This is a genomic window from Dorea ammoniilytica, from assembly GCF_025567415.1.
Lineage (GTDB): Bacteria > Bacillota > Clostridia > Lachnospirales > Lachnospiraceae > Claveliimonas > Claveliimonas ammoniilytica.
In genome coordinates this window covers 1-17,555 of record NZ_JAOQJV010000011.1, presented here as the reverse complement: position 1 = coordinate 17,555, position 17,555 = coordinate 1, and the positions used below count along the sequence as shown (strand labels likewise).

Annotated in this window: 17 protein-coding genes; 2 read left to right on the top strand and 15 right to left on the bottom strand. The window is 42.4% G+C overall.

Translation table 11 applies throughout. The annotated features are described in order from the left end of the window. Window position 1 precedes the first annotated feature (1 nt). From OCV65_RS08930 to OCV65_RS08905, 6 genes are all read right to left on the bottom strand, one after another. Window positions 2-310, bottom strand: a complete 309-nt coding sequence (locus tag OCV65_RS08930) for a V-type ATP synthase subunit F (RefSeq protein WP_118383214.1) — start codon at window positions 308-310, stop codon at window positions 2-4. A gap of 1 nt (window position 311) precedes the next feature. Beyond that, window positions 312-746: an ATP synthase subunit C gene (locus tag OCV65_RS08925; protein ID WP_262581762.1), complete on the bottom strand. Its 435-nt coding sequence runs from the start codon at window positions 744-746 to the stop codon at window positions 312-314. Between the two features lie 32 nt (window positions 747-778). Beyond that, window positions 779-2,719 carry a V-type ATP synthase subunit I gene (locus OCV65_RS08920; protein WP_262581761.1) on the bottom strand — a complete coding sequence of 647 codons (1,941 nt, stop codon included), beginning with the start codon at window positions 2,717-2,719 and terminating at the stop codon, window positions 779-781. Beyond that, the gene (locus tag OCV65_RS08915) at window positions 2,716-3,765 is read right to left on the bottom strand and encodes a V0D/AC39 family V-type ATPase subunit (RefSeq protein ID WP_262581760.1); all 1,050 of its coding nucleotides are present in this window, start codon (window positions 3,763-3,765) and stop codon (window positions 2,716-2,718) included. Before OCV65_RS08915 ends, OCV65_RS08920 begins: the two co-directional genes overlap by 4 nt. A 15-nt stretch (window positions 3,766-3,780) precedes the next feature. Further along, window positions 3,781-4,092, bottom strand: coding sequence for a hypothetical protein (locus OCV65_RS08910; protein ID WP_262581759.1), 312 nt, complete (start codon window positions 4,090-4,092; stop codon window positions 3,781-3,783). Between the two features lie 135 nt (window positions 4,093-4,227). Further along, complete coding sequence (locus OCV65_RS08905; protein WP_262581758.1) at window positions 4,228-5,112, bottom strand: LysR family transcriptional regulator; 885 nt, start codon at window positions 5,110-5,112, stop codon at window positions 4,228-4,230. 96 nt (window positions 5,113-5,208) lie between these two features. Here OCV65_RS08905 and OCV65_RS08900 point away from each other — a divergent pair, with 96 nt between their 5' ends. Further along, a complete protein-coding gene (locus OCV65_RS08900) occupies window positions 5,209-6,000 on the top strand; it encodes a YoaK family protein (RefSeq protein WP_262581757.1) in 792 nt (263 codons plus the stop codon). A gap of 105 nt (window positions 6,001-6,105) precedes the next feature. Here the strand turns inward: OCV65_RS08900 and OCV65_RS08895 are convergent, their stop codons facing one another. The 9 genes from OCV65_RS08895 to OCV65_RS08855 all read right to left on the bottom strand — a co-directional run bounded on the left by OCV65_RS08895 (window position 6,106) and on the right by OCV65_RS08855 (window position 16,943). Next, a complete protein-coding gene (locus OCV65_RS08895) occupies window positions 6,106-7,044 on the bottom strand; it encodes a P1 family peptidase (RefSeq protein WP_262581756.1) in 939 nt (312 codons plus the stop codon). A gap of 3 nt (window positions 7,045-7,047) precedes the next feature. Beyond that, complete coding sequence (locus tag OCV65_RS08890; protein ID WP_118383220.1) at window positions 7,048-7,665, bottom strand: ECF transporter S component; 618 nt, start codon at window positions 7,663-7,665, stop codon at window positions 7,048-7,050. Window positions 7,666-7,869: 204 nt separating this feature from the next. Further along, window positions 7,870-8,811 (bottom strand): DMT family transporter, encoded by a 942-nt coding sequence (locus tag OCV65_RS08885; protein ID WP_262581755.1) that lies wholly within the window; start codon window positions 8,809-8,811, stop codon window positions 7,870-7,872. Window positions 8,812-8,914: 103 nt separating this feature from the next. Continuing rightward, window positions 8,915-10,834, bottom strand: a complete 1,920-nt coding sequence (locus OCV65_RS08880; protein ID WP_262581754.1) for an AAA family ATPase — start codon at window positions 10,832-10,834, stop codon at window positions 8,915-8,917. Window positions 10,835-11,318: 484 nt separating this feature from the next. Next, complete coding sequence (locus OCV65_RS08875) at window positions 11,319-12,092, bottom strand: SDR family NAD(P)-dependent oxidoreductase (RefSeq protein ID WP_262581753.1); 774 nt, start codon at window positions 12,090-12,092, stop codon at window positions 11,319-11,321. 13 nt (window positions 12,093-12,105) lie between these two features. After that, window positions 12,106-12,891 (bottom strand): SDR family NAD(P)-dependent oxidoreductase, encoded by a 786-nt coding sequence (locus OCV65_RS08870; RefSeq protein ID WP_262581752.1) that lies wholly within the window; start codon window positions 12,889-12,891, stop codon window positions 12,106-12,108. A gap of 33 nt (window positions 12,892-12,924) precedes the next feature. Next, window positions 12,925-14,187 carry an MFS transporter gene (locus tag OCV65_RS08865; protein ID WP_262581751.1) on the bottom strand — a complete coding sequence of 421 codons (1,263 nt, stop codon included), beginning with the start codon at window positions 14,185-14,187 and terminating at the stop codon, window positions 12,925-12,927. Between the two features lie 31 nt (window positions 14,188-14,218). Next, entirely contained in the window at window positions 14,219-16,159 is a 1,941-nt protein-coding gene (locus OCV65_RS08860; protein WP_262581750.1) for an NAD(P)/FAD-dependent oxidoreductase, read from the bottom strand. A 142-nt stretch (window positions 16,160-16,301) separates the two neighbouring features. After that, window positions 16,302-16,943 carry an SDR family NAD(P)-dependent oxidoreductase gene (locus OCV65_RS08855; protein WP_262581749.1) on the bottom strand — a complete coding sequence of 214 codons (642 nt, stop codon included), beginning with the start codon at window positions 16,941-16,943 and terminating at the stop codon, window positions 16,302-16,304. Window positions 16,944-17,157: 214 nt separating this feature from the next. Between OCV65_RS08855 and OCV65_RS08850 the strand changes: the two genes are divergently transcribed. Further along, window positions 17,158-17,448 (top strand): hypothetical protein, encoded by a 291-nt coding sequence (locus OCV65_RS08850; protein ID WP_262581748.1) that lies wholly within the window; start codon window positions 17,158-17,160, stop codon window positions 17,446-17,448. Window positions 17,449-17,555: the final 107 nt, after the last annotated feature.

Here is a 17,555-nt window from a genome sequence, read left to right as displayed (position 1 = left end):
TCTATAATTTCAGTCCAATCGCCTCATTTACATAGGATGTGATAAAGTCTTTTTTACGTCCGGTTCCGTGTCTGTCAGGAATCTCGATCAGAAGCGGCATCGTTCTCTTCAGCTTAATCTCATCAATCAGCTCCGGAAATTCTCGTCCGAAACGCTCTGTCAAAAGTACAATGCCTACATCCGGATCTTCCATAGCAGTCTCAATCGCGTTACGTAGTTCTTCTTTTTCATGGACAACCACGCCATCTACGCCCGCTAACCGCATTCCTGTCAGAGTATCCACATTATCACTGATCAGATACATCCTCATCTTACAATTTACCAAGGATCATGAAGGAGATGATCAGTCCATACAGACACACACCTTCCGCCAGACCTACGAAAATAAGAGATTTACCAAGTGCGCTGGAGTCTTCACTGATTGCTCCCAGTGCTGCGCTTGCTGCACTTGCTACTGCGATACCACCGCCGACACAAGATAAACCGGTTGAAAGTGCTGCTGCAAGGTATCCAAATCCTGTTGCGCTGCTTGATGCTGTACCAGCTGTCTCTGCTGCCTGTGCAGGCATTCCTGAGAACAGCATGATTCCAGCTACGACAAATGCTCCGAAGAAGAAGAATGCATTTGCTCCGATCGTACGTTTATAACGTTTTTTTGATTTCTCTCCCAGAAGAAATGTTCCGAATGGGATGATGATGCCAAGCACCAAAGCTGCGATAAGTAATAATTTTACTGCTAATGTCATTGTAATAGTCCTCCTTGTCTTAAGTCATATGATTATTTTGTGTTTATTTGGTTAAATGGTTTGAATTCTCGTCCGCTTCCCTTATAGAACCGGCTGAACATCTCATAGTATTCAAGCCTCAGTACCTGAATACCTACAACCAAACCTTCCAGTAACATTACGATTGCATTACCGATTACAATTCCGATCCAGTTCGGGCTTCCATTCTCAGCACCTGAAAGCATCAGTACAACCTGCATGATTGCTGCGTGGCTGACTGCAAATGCTCCGATACGCACATAGGACAGCGTATTGGAAAAGTAACTAAGCATCGTCTCGAATAATTCAAAAAATCCCTGTACCAGAAACATCCCTTTGCCGACTTCCATTTTCTTATGTCTCTTCTCGACAATATTACCAAGAGGTTCTTTGAACAGGAACAGCAATATTGGAATCCCCAGGAAAATTACCATTAATATATTACCTGGTGTCTTGTGACCTGTCATATAAAGCACGATCGTCATTACGATAAATGCATAAAACACCAGTCCCGCAATACCATTATGAGAGAACAACATATCTTCCAGATCATGCGCTTTTGCTGCATTGATAATCTGGAACAGCATTACCAGTAAGTTGAGTCCCATACCAAATGCAATTGCTACAATAAATACGGTATTCAGCTGACCGATAAACGGTAAGTTGGTCATCGCGTCTACCGGCTTCAACCACATAGCAGGCATTACATCTTCAAATCCGAACACACTTCCGTACATAACTCCAAAGAACATTGAGAACACTCCAGCAACGGAAATAATGCCCGCCAGATTCATTCTCTTCTTCAGATACAGGATGCCGCCCACGATAAAGAGCAGTGCCCCCTGTCCGAGATCTCCGAACATGGCTCCGAATATCAGTGTATATGTGAGTGCCACAAACATAGTCGGATCCATCTCATCGGCCGCCGGAAGTCCGTACATCTCAATGAACATCTCAAACGGTTTGAAGAATTTCGGATTCTTGAGCTTGGTCGGTGGCTCTCCAAAGAATTTTTCTTTATTCTCCTCGACCACTGCCATAACTCTATCATCATCTTTAATCTCTTTCAGGAACTGCTCCACATCCGCTTCACTCATCCATCCACAAATCACGTAATGACCGTCTTTGTTTTCTTCATCCTCGATGATTGCTGCCTTTTTACGAATGTCAAAGTATTCTGCCAGCTCTGTCAATCTCTGTTTAGCTCCCAGAAGTTTGGATGCATTACTGCTCATCAGGCTTGCTTCCTTTTCATCAACCTCAGCAATCTCCTGATCTGTCTTTTCAATCTCTTTCTGTACTGTCATCCTGATCTCTTCCGGAGTACCTTCTTTATATTCATTGGTTAGATGGATTCGTTCAAAATGCAGTGAATTAAAAAGTGCATCCACTTTCGCTTTGTCTTTGTTGGCTGTAATGTATCCGCCATAGACATAACTGTCATTTCTTGATCCTTCCAGAAATACTGCATCCAGATCTTCAAATAAGTACTTTTCAAGTCTTCCGTAGTAGTCCAACCCGATCCTACCAAAACGTATCTTTAGAAACTGATAAGTGGACACATGTCCCAAATTAATTTCTAATGATCGGAACGGTTCCAGTGCATTCGCAGTCTCTTTCAGTTCACCTGCTTTTTTCTTTAATCGTTCCCTTTTCTCCTGAAAATCCACGTAATCGTGATTAATATCACGCAAGAGTCCCATCATCTCATCTCTGCTCAGAGATGTATCCGGTGAAGCCTGCGTATCACCAAGTAATGCACAGAACTGCTCCGCTTTTCCTAACGGATCACGATACGGATTCACTTCGATGAAGGGCTGCAGATTGTCCGTCGTCTTCAGTTCAGCGATAGCACTTTCCAGCTGCATTTCATGTCTGGACAGATACTTATTGCACATTCTGTCGATATCCGATTGCGGTCCGCTGATCTGCAGGAATTTCATCTTTACTATCATTTCTTAGCACCTCCTATGTACCCCAAAGTCTCCCTCGGTGTCAGGCCGTAGCGGATACACTCAAGGGCTGTAGTCAGTCTGTTGATCTCCTCTTCCTTCAGGAACAGATAGGTATTCACTGTTGCCAGCGAATATGGATTCCTTCTGCGGTCTGACAGATACATGCCATGGATACATGCCTTATAGAACTGCTCCATGCCTTCAGATCTCTGCATCGCATGGAAGCGATTCTCATAATATGTATTTGCCAGAAGCTGCATAAACTGATCTACAGTCGGCGCTTCAACCAGCGCCTTAAATTCATCTACCTTAATTCGATAATGGATTGGTATGGTCATCAGATAAATGTCCGGTGGAAGCATATGATAATACTTCTTCGCACGGTAGATCCAGTTCAGATTCAGCAGATCAATCTTCATCCCACAGTCTCTGGTGTAGATCTCCTTTTCCTTTTTATCCAGGGCCTTACGCTGTCTGGTCCACGCATTTTTAAAATAATACTGTTCCAGTACAGTTTCGTAGTCATACAATGTCGCTTCGCTGGTATCCTTCAATTTCACCAGCGGCTCATAGTATTCGGTACCTTTCAGGTTCTCTACCAGTTCCTCGATATTGCCGGATGTTACCAGCTTATCGATGGAAATCTGCGAATACCTGTCAAAATACTCTTTCTTGTAATTTAAATCAAACGGTACATCATAATGATTGAATACGATTCGGAAACAATAATTAATCAAATCTATTTCATACCGTTTCCAGAAGCCTCTCATAAACTGCTTCTGTTTCATGCCCGCAAATCGATACAATCTTGTATAATCTGCGTACAATGACTGTGCCAACACTTTTTCCACATTGCCCCTGTGATACAGTGTATCATCCATCCGGTTCAGTGCATCCGCATACGCGGGTTTCCCTTTCAGATATTCCACTGCTTCCGGAACGCTGTGAAGTGCGGCAATGTTCTCAAAATCCTGATCTGTCAGAAGTTTTGCCTGCATAGCCCGTACTTTTGTAACCAGACCACTGTATGCCATCACATTTCCCATAGTCTCACCTCTGCGTTATACCTCTATGATACGCTCCAGAATCTCTTTTACATAAGCCTTGCGATTCTGATTATAATCATTTTCCAGATTATCGATAACGGAATGATGTCGTTCCTTCTCTTCTTTCAGGATCTGCTCCATCTTCTTCTCAGATTCCTGTTTGATCTGATCCAGCTTCTGCTTCGTATCTTCTGCCAGTTTCGCATCGAACTGGTCCCGTTCTTCCTGCAACCGCTTCTCAATCGCAGCTTTTTCTTCTTCTGCGTGCTCCACGATCGCTTCTGCTGTCATTTCTATATCTTCCAGCTTTTGAAATACAGAATCCATATGGCACCTCCATTCTTTTTACATGATTGGATAAGTCTTTTATCTAATTGGATATTATGCGCTCTTTTATTTTTCAATGCAATCGTCATTTTCAACAAAAGACTATCATTAATTCTATGAAAAATAGTACAAAACCTACTTTTCCAAATACTTGATAAATAGCTCCGCAGCCCAGCTTTTTCCCACACCTTTATCCCATACCATCTGGATATCCCGGGGCGGCATCTTCATATCCACATCAATCTGCACCAACTCTTTTTTCTCTAATAATGGCTCTGCCAGTGCTTCGGGCACGAACCCTATCCCCAGGTCATTTTGTATCAACGGCAGCATCAGATTGGCCGTCGCTACTTCCATATCCAGTTCATAATCGATCTTCGCCTCCGAAAAAACTGCCTTATATAATTCATAAGTTGCTGTTCCATTGCCCAGTCCGATCAGAGGATAACTACATAGCTCTTTGAGTGTCTTCCTGCTCTCTGCAAGTTCTTCATAAATGCTGCCACCTACCAGGATCTCATGAAATTCCGTCATCTTCCTGCTGGTTAATTTCTCGGATACAGAAAATGGATTGGTAATAAACGCAATATCAGTCTTACCGCCATTCAGATCATCAATTACTTCCGGCGTCGTATTGTTACGGATCTTAATCTTAATCTCCGGATAACTCTTCTTAAATTCACAGATCTTATCCATCAGATACAAGTGAAGTGCTGTCTCTGTCACTCCTATCTCGATCGTCCCTCCCAGCCCTTCGCCCAGACTGCTGAGTTCCGCCTCTGCATTAAACAAATGATGACACGCCACCTCTACATGTTCATACAGACGTTTTCCTTCTTCTGTAAGCTTCAGACCTCTCGGTTCACGGATAAACAATGCACAGTTAAGCTGTGATTCCAGAAGCTTAATTACTCTCGTTACATTGGGCTGATTGCTTTTCAGCACACCTGCTGCTTTCGTAATATTCTTATACTTCGCTACATAGTAAAATATCTTATAGTACTCAAAATTAATATCCATACAAATTTTATATTCCTCGCATATAATATATATATTTTTAGTATTTCTTTAAAAGTAGTATAATCCACATCGTAAAGAAAGTAAACAGGTGATCTCATGAGAAAATCAAAAAAACAAATGTCCGAGTCTTTCCGGACCGCTGCATTCCTGTCAGTGTCCGGTGGCTTGCAGGATGCTTATACTTATATATTCAGAGATAAGGTCTTCGCGAATGCGCAGACTGGTAACATTGTGCTCTTAAGTCAGTGCATTGCAAACCGTGACTTAGAATTATCCATTCACTATATTGTACCTTTATTATTTTTCGCAGTCGGTATCGCTGTGGCCGAGATAATCCACGGCAAATTCAAAGAAGCCAGACGCCTTCACTGGCGGCAGCTGGTTTTGATTATTGAAATTGCATTACTATTTATTGTCGGATTCCTTCCTGAGAAATGGAATCTTCTTGCCAATGCGATGGTATCCTTTTCCTGTGCAATGCAGGTACAGGCATTCCGCAAGGTGAACGGTTATGCCTTTGCCAGCACCATGTGTATCGGTAATCTCCGAAGCTGTGTAGAATCGCTGTGTGCATATGGAAGAACCCGTGACAAACACATACTTCAGAAAGCTTTCAGCTATCTTGGTATCATTATATTGTTTGCAGTAGGCGCAGCACTTGGCGGTCACTTTATTCCGGTTATTGCTGCACGTACAATATGGCTTTCCTGTGGACTTCTGATTGTAAGCTTTCTGTTCATGTTTATCAGGGAAGAAGTGGAAGAACATCCGGAACTTTTGGCAGACGAGAAGGCAATCAAAGAAAGCTTTCATAATATAAAGGAAGAAACATTAGACGTTACGCACATTCTGGAAGACGACATCAAATCATCCAGAAAAGACAAATAAATATTAGATTGTCAAGTCCCATATGCAAAGAAGCGAGAGGTATGTGTCCAGCCTCTCGCTTCTTTGCATTTCACATTTATTCAGTTATATTCTCCACATTTAGAATCATACCGCGTGGATCGCATTCACAATCGCACGCTCCATCACCTGTGCAGCCAGTGTCCCGGCGACATTGATATCTGCCTCTACATCACCAACGGACGCCGCATAGATTGTATCCCCATCCGCCAGTGTCCCTACCGGATTAATACATCTTGCATATGCATTGCGTGTCATTGATGCAATCTTATTCATCTCTGCTTTGGAAAATTTACCATTCGTAATCACAGCACCAATTGTTGTATTACCGGTAAACATATCGGTTCGCTTACTAAGCTTATACAATTCTTCCCTGGTGTCTGCAAAACCACTGCCATCCTCTGACCGAAGTCCTGCAATCTTCTTGCCGTTTTCCGGATCAAAGATATCTCCCAATGCATTTACCACAACTACTGCTGCCATCTCCAATCTGCCAAGTCGTACCGCATAAATGCCAAGCCCTGACTTAGATGCACGCTCCATGCCACATAATTTACCGACGGTTGCTCCGCATCCGGCTCCTGTATTACCACTTCTCGGATGATTCGCTTTCGCATCCTCACAAGCTTCATACCCCATCGCCGCATCCGGTCTCACGCCGGCACTTCCAAAGCCCAGATCATAGATGCAGGACTGACATACCAGCGGCACTCTTGCATAACCTGTGTCATATCCTATGCCATGTTCTTCCAGATACCGCATCACGCCATCCGCTGCTGCAAGTCCGTATGCCGAACCGCCAGCCAACACGATCGCATTGATCGGATTATCTGCTGTAGTTGGATCTGCCAGATGCGTCTCTCTGGATGCCGGTCCGCCACCACTGACATCCACTCCGACTTTTGCACCTTTATCAAATAAAAGTACCGTCACGCCTGTCTTCGCCTGATCATCCTGCGCATTACCGATCCGCAGTCCCTTCAGATCTCTGACAGATATTTCTTCTAATTCGCCTGTCTGCTGCATTCCTTACACTTCCTTCAATGCTGCTGCCAGCGCACGTGCAACTGCTGCTCCCACTACGGTACATACAACTGCCTCGATTGCACCCTGCACACCTACAAATGCGACTACAAATGCAAATGGATTGGTTACGCCAAGCGCATCTACAAATCCCTGAATGTAGTCTGTATTATAAAAGAATAACACCAGAGAGCTCATGTAGAAAATGGTATTCAGAACCGGACAAGCCAGTCCGCCTGCAAAATACGCCAGATTCTTGTTCTTGCTTCTGACTGCTTTGAAGATCAGACCGCTGAGCAGACCTTCCAGGATTCTTGGAACGATACATGTAAATACGGTACCGAATGGATTGATTCCAAGAAGCATTGCCCCAAATGCGCTGGTTCCAAAGCACTGCATCAGACTTGTGATACCAAATGCTGCTCCACAGATTGCGCCACCTTTCGGTCCAAGGATCATCGCTGCTACTGCTACCGGTACGGTCAGGAATGTGATCGAAAGTCCCGGTGTTCTGAGGTATCCTAACGGTGTGAATGCCATTACGAAGATAATCGCGATCATCAGCGCCAGTTCTACAAGATACTTTGTGCCTCCCTTAGTGTTAGTTGTTGTCGTTGCTTCCATATTCTGTTCTCCTTTTCTGCTGATAAAACGGCACTTTTCCAAGTGTTCCCCTGTCTTTCAGCCACGTATTATAGGGAAATGAGCATCGCTATCAGACTTCGTCCTCCCCTTAGGCGGTTGCCGCCTTACGGTCAGCACCGGTTCAGATTCTATCTATAAGATATGAAACGCCCGGTGACATTATATCACCGGGTGCGTATTTTCTCAACTAATTCCTGTTCCTTTCCGAAAATTCACGATATAGATTCCTACACATACCATCACAAGCGCTGACAGGCTGTACAGATTAAATGCTTCCTGCACCTCTCCCAACACCAGTGCTGACAGAATCACGCTACACAGTGGATTCACAAATCCAAGAATTGCAACCCGCGATACCGGATTATGCGCAAGCAATATTGACCATAGCGTATACGCCACCGCTGATACCAGTGCCAGATATAGGATTAACACAGCTCCGGCTGCAGTCAGCTTATCCAGATGCCCACCCATAAACTTTCCTATTATAAATAACAAGATACCTCCTGCAAAAAACTGGCTGCCACTCAACAATACCGGAGACATCTTCTTTGAATAGCGATTGATCAATAACGTAGATACCGCATAGGACACCTGCGATATCAGTACAAAACCTTCACCGGTAAGCTTAAAGCCCATATCTAATGTACTTCCATTCAGATTGATCAGCACCACACCTGCAAAGCCAAGCAGACATCCGATCAGCTTCCGCCCAGTCAACTTCTCATTCCGAGCCACCAGGCATGACATCAGAATCGCGATAAAATTCCCTGTTCCGGTAATAATGCCGCCTTTCACTCCTGACGTATGGGCAACACCTATATAAAAGAAGAAATACTGCACCAGTGTCTGTGCCAGACATACCGGCACAATATACCTGATCATGGATTTTTCTGGCAGCATGATCTTCTTTTCACGAATTGATCCAAACAACAGAACAAGCAATCCAGCCAGCGTAAATCGGATTCCCGCAAACACAATCTGGCTCGCAGTATCAGACGAATCCACCTCAAGCAAGCGGTATCCCGTCTTGATCGCCGGAATCGCACTGCCCCATAAGACACAGCAGATGCTGGCAAGCAACACCACCATCCAGGTTCTGGTTAATATATTCTCTTTCTCAGACATATAAATTCTCTCTTTCCTTTGCAGTAAAATATCTATAATTCATGAACATTTACAGATATTTTACTCTTAAGAACTTTATATGTAAAGAGACGCTGGGGTTCTGTCAGGATTTTTGGTAATATACCGCTGCCTGTTTACCACAATGTGATAAGCCAATATAGTAAACCGGGGTGTCCAAATTCACATCATACTTTTTATCTTTCATCTGCTCCACTGCACTGGCAGCAAGTTTATCCAAATCCTCTTTCTTATCCTTGGTATATTTAAACTCCAGAATCATATTAGGATAGCCGCTTCTTTTTGCCCTCATCAAAAGATCCGCTCTCCCATTTCCGTTCTCACGATTACTTTCTATAATATAATTCTTCTGTTGAAAAACACACATTCCCAATACCATCATATGATAACTATTTTCGCATTGTAGGTCATGATAGGATGGGAGTGTCAACAAAATGTTCTGATACCTTTCCGCAAACTCATCTATATTTCCCCGAATCAACTCCATAAATAATTTCTGCATATCTCCCTCATCTATTTGCAGAGAAAATGCAGTCAATTCGCGAAAAGCTGACCATACCTCCTGATTAGGAATCCGCAGTGTATAATAGTCATCTCCCATAATCTCCTTTACCGTCAGCATACCAGCATTTACCATCAAACCCCATAGCGAAGCATCACTTTGATGTTCATAATACGCAGTAGTCAATGAGACAACTGTTGTTATCTCTCCTGTCTCAATCAACTCATTATATTCTTTTTCAAACGTTGTTCCTCGTTCTCTCAGCGCATCTTTTAAAATACTGTTCTCGGCTGTATTTACCCAATATGGTGCCAGCCTTTTTCTCACCGCATAATTGGTCACTGACCACGGATTGTAGATATCTTTATTGCCAAATCGATACCCATCATACGTCTCCTTCACTTCATCCGTAAATTCCAGGTCAAAGTCATCCAAGAGTTTCCTGACTTCTTCCTCAGTAAAACCAAAACAATCTTCATATTCCGAATCGTTTACAGTAAGCACCGTTAGGTTATTCAATCCGGAAAATATGTTTTCTTTTGCTACACGCTGGATTCCTGTAAGCATCGCTCGTTCCAGATAAGGGTTCCCTTTTAACGATGTACTGAGAAATCCTGCTAAAACCGAACGCACCTCTGAATAATAACCATTCGTATTCGCAGACATAAATGGAGTGTCATACTCATCTATGAGAAGATAAACATTCTTTCCATAATATAAGCTCAAAACTTCGCACAAAACTAATATTGATCTTATTATGCAATTTTTCCATTGTTCCTTAGATTGCACATATGTTAACACATCATAAATATGATTAAATTCCTCAACCTGATCTCCTGACAGTTTTCCAGAATTAAGCATATTATAATATCTTTTATATTCTTCTCTTATTCTTCCACTTAACTGCCACAACATACCTTCTGCAGTATCGGATTTAATCTCTAGCAGAGACAAAAATATCACTGGACACTGATTAAGTTCCGTCATCCATTCCGTTCTGCTGACTCTTGTTCCTTCAAAAATCATTCTTGAATCCTTAGTACAATCCAGAAACTCCGCTAGCATAGACATGTTCATCGTCTTCCCAAATCTTCTTGGTCTGGTTATCAGAGTAATCTGGTAAGATGAATCAAGAAATTCTCCAATCATCATTGTCTTATCCACATAATAGGCATGAAGCTCTCTCAGCCTGCGAAAGTCCTGCAAACCAATAAGAACCTTTTTCTTATCCCTGGGTCTTCCATATAGAACCTGCTCCTCACGTACTACACCGCTATCAATCCAAGAATTCCTATAATCCGAATTCCTTCCAAGCAGTTCATCCAACGAACATTTCAGTACATCCGCAATGCGTATCAACGCATCAAATCCCGGTTCCGCCGTTCCGTTCTCATATTGTGAATATAGCGATTCCTCAATTAACAGTTTCCCTGACATATCCTTTTGTGAATATCCGGCACGCTTCCGATATTCCAATAAATGTTTACAAAATATTTCGTTCATGATGCACCTCCTGCTCTTTTTCTGATAGTATCACAATCATGCATTATTTTCAACATAATAATTTATTTAAATATATGGTTTCTTTTTTATTTTTATAAATTTACATTTTCAGTTTCAGAATATAATATTATGTCACAGCCGATAGGGTGCATGCTGCCGTTTCCGAGCTTTAAGGAAAGGGGAGTGATTCTTATGAGTACATATGAAGAATTTATGATTATACTGGCGACCGCCAACTTGATTATATCTGTTCTAAGTTATACGAAAAAGAAATAGCACCTCCGCTCTGACAAAGTAAGGTGCTATTCTAGCTTCTGAAAACCGCCGGAAACGGATAGGCTTGATCTATCGTATCGGCTGTCTTGTTAATTTCATTATATATGTATTTTTTTAAATGTCAAGTATTGTTTTTGATTCTCTCATTCAAAAAGCACCGAGACTTTTTATCCCGATGCTTTCATTTTTGTTGTTATACAAGCAACTTCTAGAATGCTTCCAGAATCAGACCACCATCACAGGTAATCGTAACACCCTGTGTATAGGTATTGGCATCTGATACCAGATAAAGCAGTGCTCCTGACAGATCACCATAACCTCCAAGTCTTCTCTGAGGTACTTTTCTTCTGATATTTTCCAGTATATCTGCCGGTGTATCCGGTGCCATCTCGCCATTCTGCATATTGCCTGGTGCGATACCATTTACATAGATTCCCTGACCTGCCCATGCCGCTGCACAGGATTGTGTTAATGCTGCCTCTGCCGCTTTTGCTACATGGTATACAGGTGCAACCGGAGATGCACTGAAGCTGTTTACTGAATTAATATTTACAATTTTTCCTCCGTGCTCACCCATGTATACATTTACCACTTCTTTACTCATGAGCCAGGTTCCGGTAACATCGATATTCAGTACGTCTGTCCAGTCTTTGTATGTCATTTCTTCCGGACGGCCATAACGAATAATTCCTGCGTTATTTACCAGAATATCAATCTTGCCATACTCATCCATAACCGCCTGAACTGCTGCCTTAACACTTTCCTCATCACCGATATTTACCTTTACCCAGATAACTTTACGTCCGGTTTTTTCTGTAATATCAGCTGCAACTTTTTTCATTTTTTCAACATTACCAGCCATCAACGCAATATCTGCGCCATACTCAGCCATAGATGTTGCAAGTTCAACACCAAGTCCACGAGAGCCACCTGTAACGATTGCAACTTTTCCTGTCAGATCAAAATTAACTGTCTTTTCCATTTTCATTTACCCCCTAGCAAAGTGCATCCATTCCACCATCAAGACGGATACCTGATCCCATGATGTGTGAAGATACATCTGATGCAAGGAACAGAGCCAGGTCAGCAACTTCTTCTGGTTTGCAGTATCTCTTATCCAGATAAGCTGCTCCGAAAATCTCTTCACATTCTTCATGTGTCTTAGTATCGCCAAATGTATTCTCTTCAATTCTGTGGATCATCGGTGTCTCCACACCACCTGGGCAGATATAGTTACAATGAATACCATGTGGTCCAAGTTCCAATGCTACAGATTTGGCAATTCCTGCCACTGCATGTTTAGAAGAACAGTACGCACTCATACCTGCTGCTGTTGTATAGCTTCCATTCGATGCGATGGTTACGATTGCTCCGCTTTCCTGTTTGAGAAGATACGGTGCAGCATACTTCATCAGAAGCATTGGGCCAAATACATTAATACTGTAAACTTTCATGTAATTCTCAACCGTACAATCCTGAATTTCCTGATAAGATCCCTCATATCCGGCGTTTGGAATAACTACATCGATATGCCCGAAATGATTATATGCTCCATCTACCCATGCCTTTACTTCCTCTGCCTTCGTAGCATCTGCCACAAATGTTTTCAAATCCTCCGGTGCGATATCGAGTGTCGGCACAAATGCGTCCAGCTTTGCCTGACTTGTAGATGCAATCGCAAGCTTCGCTCCCTCTCTTGCAAATGCACGACAGATAGCCTGTCCGATTCCTCCTGTAGATCCATTTACTAATACAACCTTTCCTTTCAAGCCATAATCCATAACGCATACCGTCCTTTCTACGATTTATATTTTTTATTTCTTATCTTTCATTGGAGATACTTTAAGTGCTGCCAGGAGGAACACCATGCCAACCGCCACTGCTATTGCACAGATTTTCCATCCAAGTCCCATACCTCCAGCTGTCTGTAAAATAGCTGCCATAATCGGTGAAGCGGTTGCCTGTCCGATATATACTGCGATCATCAGAGTTGCGGATATCTGACCAAACTCTCTTGGTCCAAAAGCTGCTGTTCCTACAAATGACGGGATACTGGCATTTACCGGATATGCTGCCGCACCGAAGATTACCGTAAGCACCATCATATATACAGCTCCGCCTGTCGCCGGCCATACTACCATACAGATAAAGGTCAATACATATGCCACACAGACATAGAACACAAATCCTTTTGTTCCCAGCTTTTCAGAAATTGTTCCTGCTACAAGAAGCAGTCCCCCTGCAAGAAGCAGATATATTGCATTCCAATTGGCTGCTCCGGTTGCAGACATTCCATTCATCTGCCACCAGCTAGGTGCATAAGAAAGGAATACGGTTCCTCCAAAGGATGTGAAAAGAAGACCCAATACCAGGAACTTAAATGTACTTGATTTCAATGCATCTTTATAAGACACACCCGGCACATCCGCCGTGTTCCCTGCTGAACCTGCATCTGTTGCCCATCCCAATGGCTTCTGTCCCAGATCTTCCGGTGTTTTGATCAGGAAGAAAACTGCAAACAATCCAAGTACCAGTACCAGCACTGACATAATACGGTAGCAATTCTTGTAATCTGTAATCTTGAACAACTGTCCTGCCAGAAATACCCAGGCTGCTGCGCCGATTCCGGCACCGGATAATACATATCCTGTTATCTTTGCACGTTTCTCTACAAACCAGTCTGCAATCAGTGCTGAACATACTGCATGGGTTCCAAATGTAATAGCAAATGATGCCAGCCCACCCGCAATATACATGAATATCAGGCTCTGCGCATTTGCTCCCGGTGTTGCAAATGTATAAAACTGCATATGTAATGCACATGCCAGAATAGAAATCAGCATTGTCTTCTTAGGTCCGAGCTTTCCAAGTGCTTTAATCGCAACCACACTAAGTATAATATTGCAGATTGTATTTACGGTTCCAATCTGCCCTACAGCGCCCAATGAATGTTCGCTGTAGGCAGATAAACTTGCCAAAAATGTACCGAGTGTCGTACACGCACCAAGGTTAGCAAATATAATAAGAAACGCTCCTATAGCTGCTTTATATCCAAAAAACTTTTTCTCATTTCCCATTGCTCTCATGCCTCCTGTATATCAAAATTATTTACTGGAGTGCCATCGCCGCATAGTAACCTTCTCTGATTGCATTACCTGCTTTGGATGTTTTCTGACAATCACCAATCAACGTTGTTTTCAGTGGATACTTATCTGCAATCGCATCTGCCAGTGTATGATTCGGTCTCTGTCCAAATGCAGTGATTACATTATCTGCCGGAATAACTTCTGTGGTTCCATCTGCTTTTTCGACTTTAACACCTTCATCTGTAATTCCAACAACCTTTGTACTGGTAAGAATATTCACTTTATATTCTGCCAACATACGATCCAGACTAATCTTGTTAATCGGCATAACATCTCTCGCACAAGCATCCAGCATTTCAACGATCGTTACATCTTTATCCTGCATCGCAAGTTCTAACGCTGTATCACATCCGGACAGTCCACCTCCGCAGATTACAACGTTCTGTCCTTCTACTCCATTGACATGTGCCGCTGTTACGTCGATTACTTTCTTATTATCTTTGCCTTCAATATTCGGTACAAAAGGAACAGATCCTGTTGCCACAAAAATCTCATCTGCATTTACAAGACATGGGTCATCCAGACCAACTTTTGTATTCAGTTTTATTTCAACACCCAGTTTATCCAACTGAACTCCATACCATTTAATCAACTCGCGGATTCTCTTCTTAAATGAAGGACTTGCAATGCGTCCAAACGTTCCGCCAATAATATCGGTTGCCTCATATATTGTCACTTTACATCCACGGATAGCTGCTGTTCTTGCTGCCTCCAATCCTCCAGGTCCTGCTCCGATCACAACAACTTTCTTCTCTTCCGCAAGCTTTGTCACTTCCATATGCGTCTCGAATCCTGTATTAGGATTAACCGTACATGAAAGCTGTGTCAGTCTTCCAAAAATACGTCCAATACACTCTTCATTACAGATAATGCATGGTCGTACATCTTCACGATGTCCTGCCTTCAGCTTATTCGGGAACTGTGGATCTGCAATCAACTGACGACCGAAACTGATGATGTCTGCATTGCCTGATTCCAACAAATCAACCGCTGTTTCCATAGAATGATTACCAGCATTGATGATCGGAACACTGACATGTTTTCTGGCCTCTTCACAGACATACGCCATACAGGCTTCTCCCGTATAACATGTCGGGAAAATGTAATCCATCGTTTCATAGCATCCACTGTCAATGTCAAATGCATCCACACCTGCTTTTTCTAACAGCTCGATAATTGGCATGGAATCTTCCAGTGTTCTTCCACCCTTAAACATATGATCCAGAGAAATTCTGAATATGATTGGGAAATTCGGTCCCACAACATTACGGATAGATTCTACGATTTCAGTTGCAAATCTGGTTCGGTTCTCCCAGCTTCCGCCATATTCATCTGTTCTTGTATTCCATTCCGGTGAGATAAACTGATCAATCAAATATCCTGCATGTCCGTGAATCTCAACTGCATCGAAGCCGGCATTTAATGCAAAGCTTGCTGCTGTTGCAAATTCCTTCATAATATCTTTAATCTCAGATACTTCTAGTGGACGACAAATCATTTCCGGATTATAGAATGCAGGATTCGGTGATGAGGAAATCGGAACACGCTCTCCGATATCCGGCATACCATTACGTCCGGTACCGCATGATAACTGCAAACATATCTTTGCTCCCCATCTATGTACTCTTTCTACCATTACTGTTGCTTTCGGAATTGCACGTGTACTGTAAAGATTCAGTGTCGGGCCACCCTGTGCGGTTTTTTCTGACAGGAACATTGCACCTGTCATAATCAGTCCGGCTCCGCCTTTTGCACGTTCTTCGTAATAACGGATACCTTCTTCACTGTCTGTTCCATCCTGCATTGGTGTAAATGTTCCCATTGCAGAAAGCATAATGCGGTTTCTCAAGCGCATTTTATTAATTTTCATAGGTTCCCATAACTTTAAATAATCATAACTCATTGCTCATTACTCCTTGTATTGTATACTTGTTTTATTATTTATACTGCTGTCCATCCACCGTCACAGGTAAGAATTGCTGCTGTTACATATGAAGACTCTTTTGCAGCCAGATATAATCAAGTTCTCCAGGGTTTCCCGGTCTTCACATTGCAGATCTTGTCTCGATAAAGTCATTCATTGCCTCCATCGCTTCCGGACCATTCGCCTCTGATGCAAAGAATCCAGGACAAAGTGCGTTGACTGTAACTCCCTTCGTAGCCCATTCAATGGCCGCCTGACGAGTCATATTGATCACTCCACCTTTTGCAGAAGCATATGCGATAACCGGAAGTTCTTTCAGTCCACCCTTACCGAGAATAGAAGAAATATTAATCACACGGCCATATCCTTTTTCTAACATGACTCTTCCGAAATACTTCATGCAGTAGAATGCACCATCCAGATCGAGCGAAAGTACCTTTCTCCATTCCTCATCCGGAAGATCCTCTAATGGAATACAGCTTCCACCACCTGCATTGTTCACCAGAATATCAACTGTACCCAATCCTTTTACGACCTCATCAACAGCGCTCTGAATCTGATCGATCTGTGTTACATCACACTGTACCGGAAGACATTTTACTCCCAATGCACGAATCTCTTCTGCAACACCTTCCAGCTTTTCTTTTCTTCTGGCCAGGATAGCCACATCCGCTCCCTGTCTTGCAAGTGCCAGTGCAAACTGACGTCCGAGTCCTGCAGAAGCTCCAGTTACAACAGCTACATTACCAGTTAAATCAAACATAATCATTTTCTCCTTTCGTACTCCGTTCTTTGTTTCTTCGTTAATCTTATAACGAATAGTTTTTGTTTTCATCATACGTTTTTTTGAAAAAATCATCATTTTTTTGTGCAAATGCACAATTATGCTGCCATTTTCTACTTGACAAGCCACAGATAACACTTAAAATACATTTTAGAATGTTAATTAATTTCCATATTTTACGGAGGATGTCGCAATGAACAAAGACTTTAAATTTGAAGACTTATATGAAGCAATTTATAAAATTCTTCCTAATGAGGATCTGCAGGAATTAATGGACGTGTGTTATGAGATCACCGGTGTCCCGATATTAATTGTAGACATTATGTATAATGTATATGGAATTGCTCCGCTGCATCCAGTCGGTAATGAAAACAGAGATTACCTTCTCGAGCATCGCACCTATGATGACGAACGAGTCCAACTCATGTACAACGATGGATTTATCAGTTCAGTAGACACGAACAAAGCTCCCTACATCATCTGATATGCTCCCTTTTAGGTAGACAAGTAAAATAATAAAAACTTGTTTCCTGAAAGGGGGTATTTTTTTGAGTAGAAAAGTTAAGTACAGCATAGAAGAAAAACTAAATG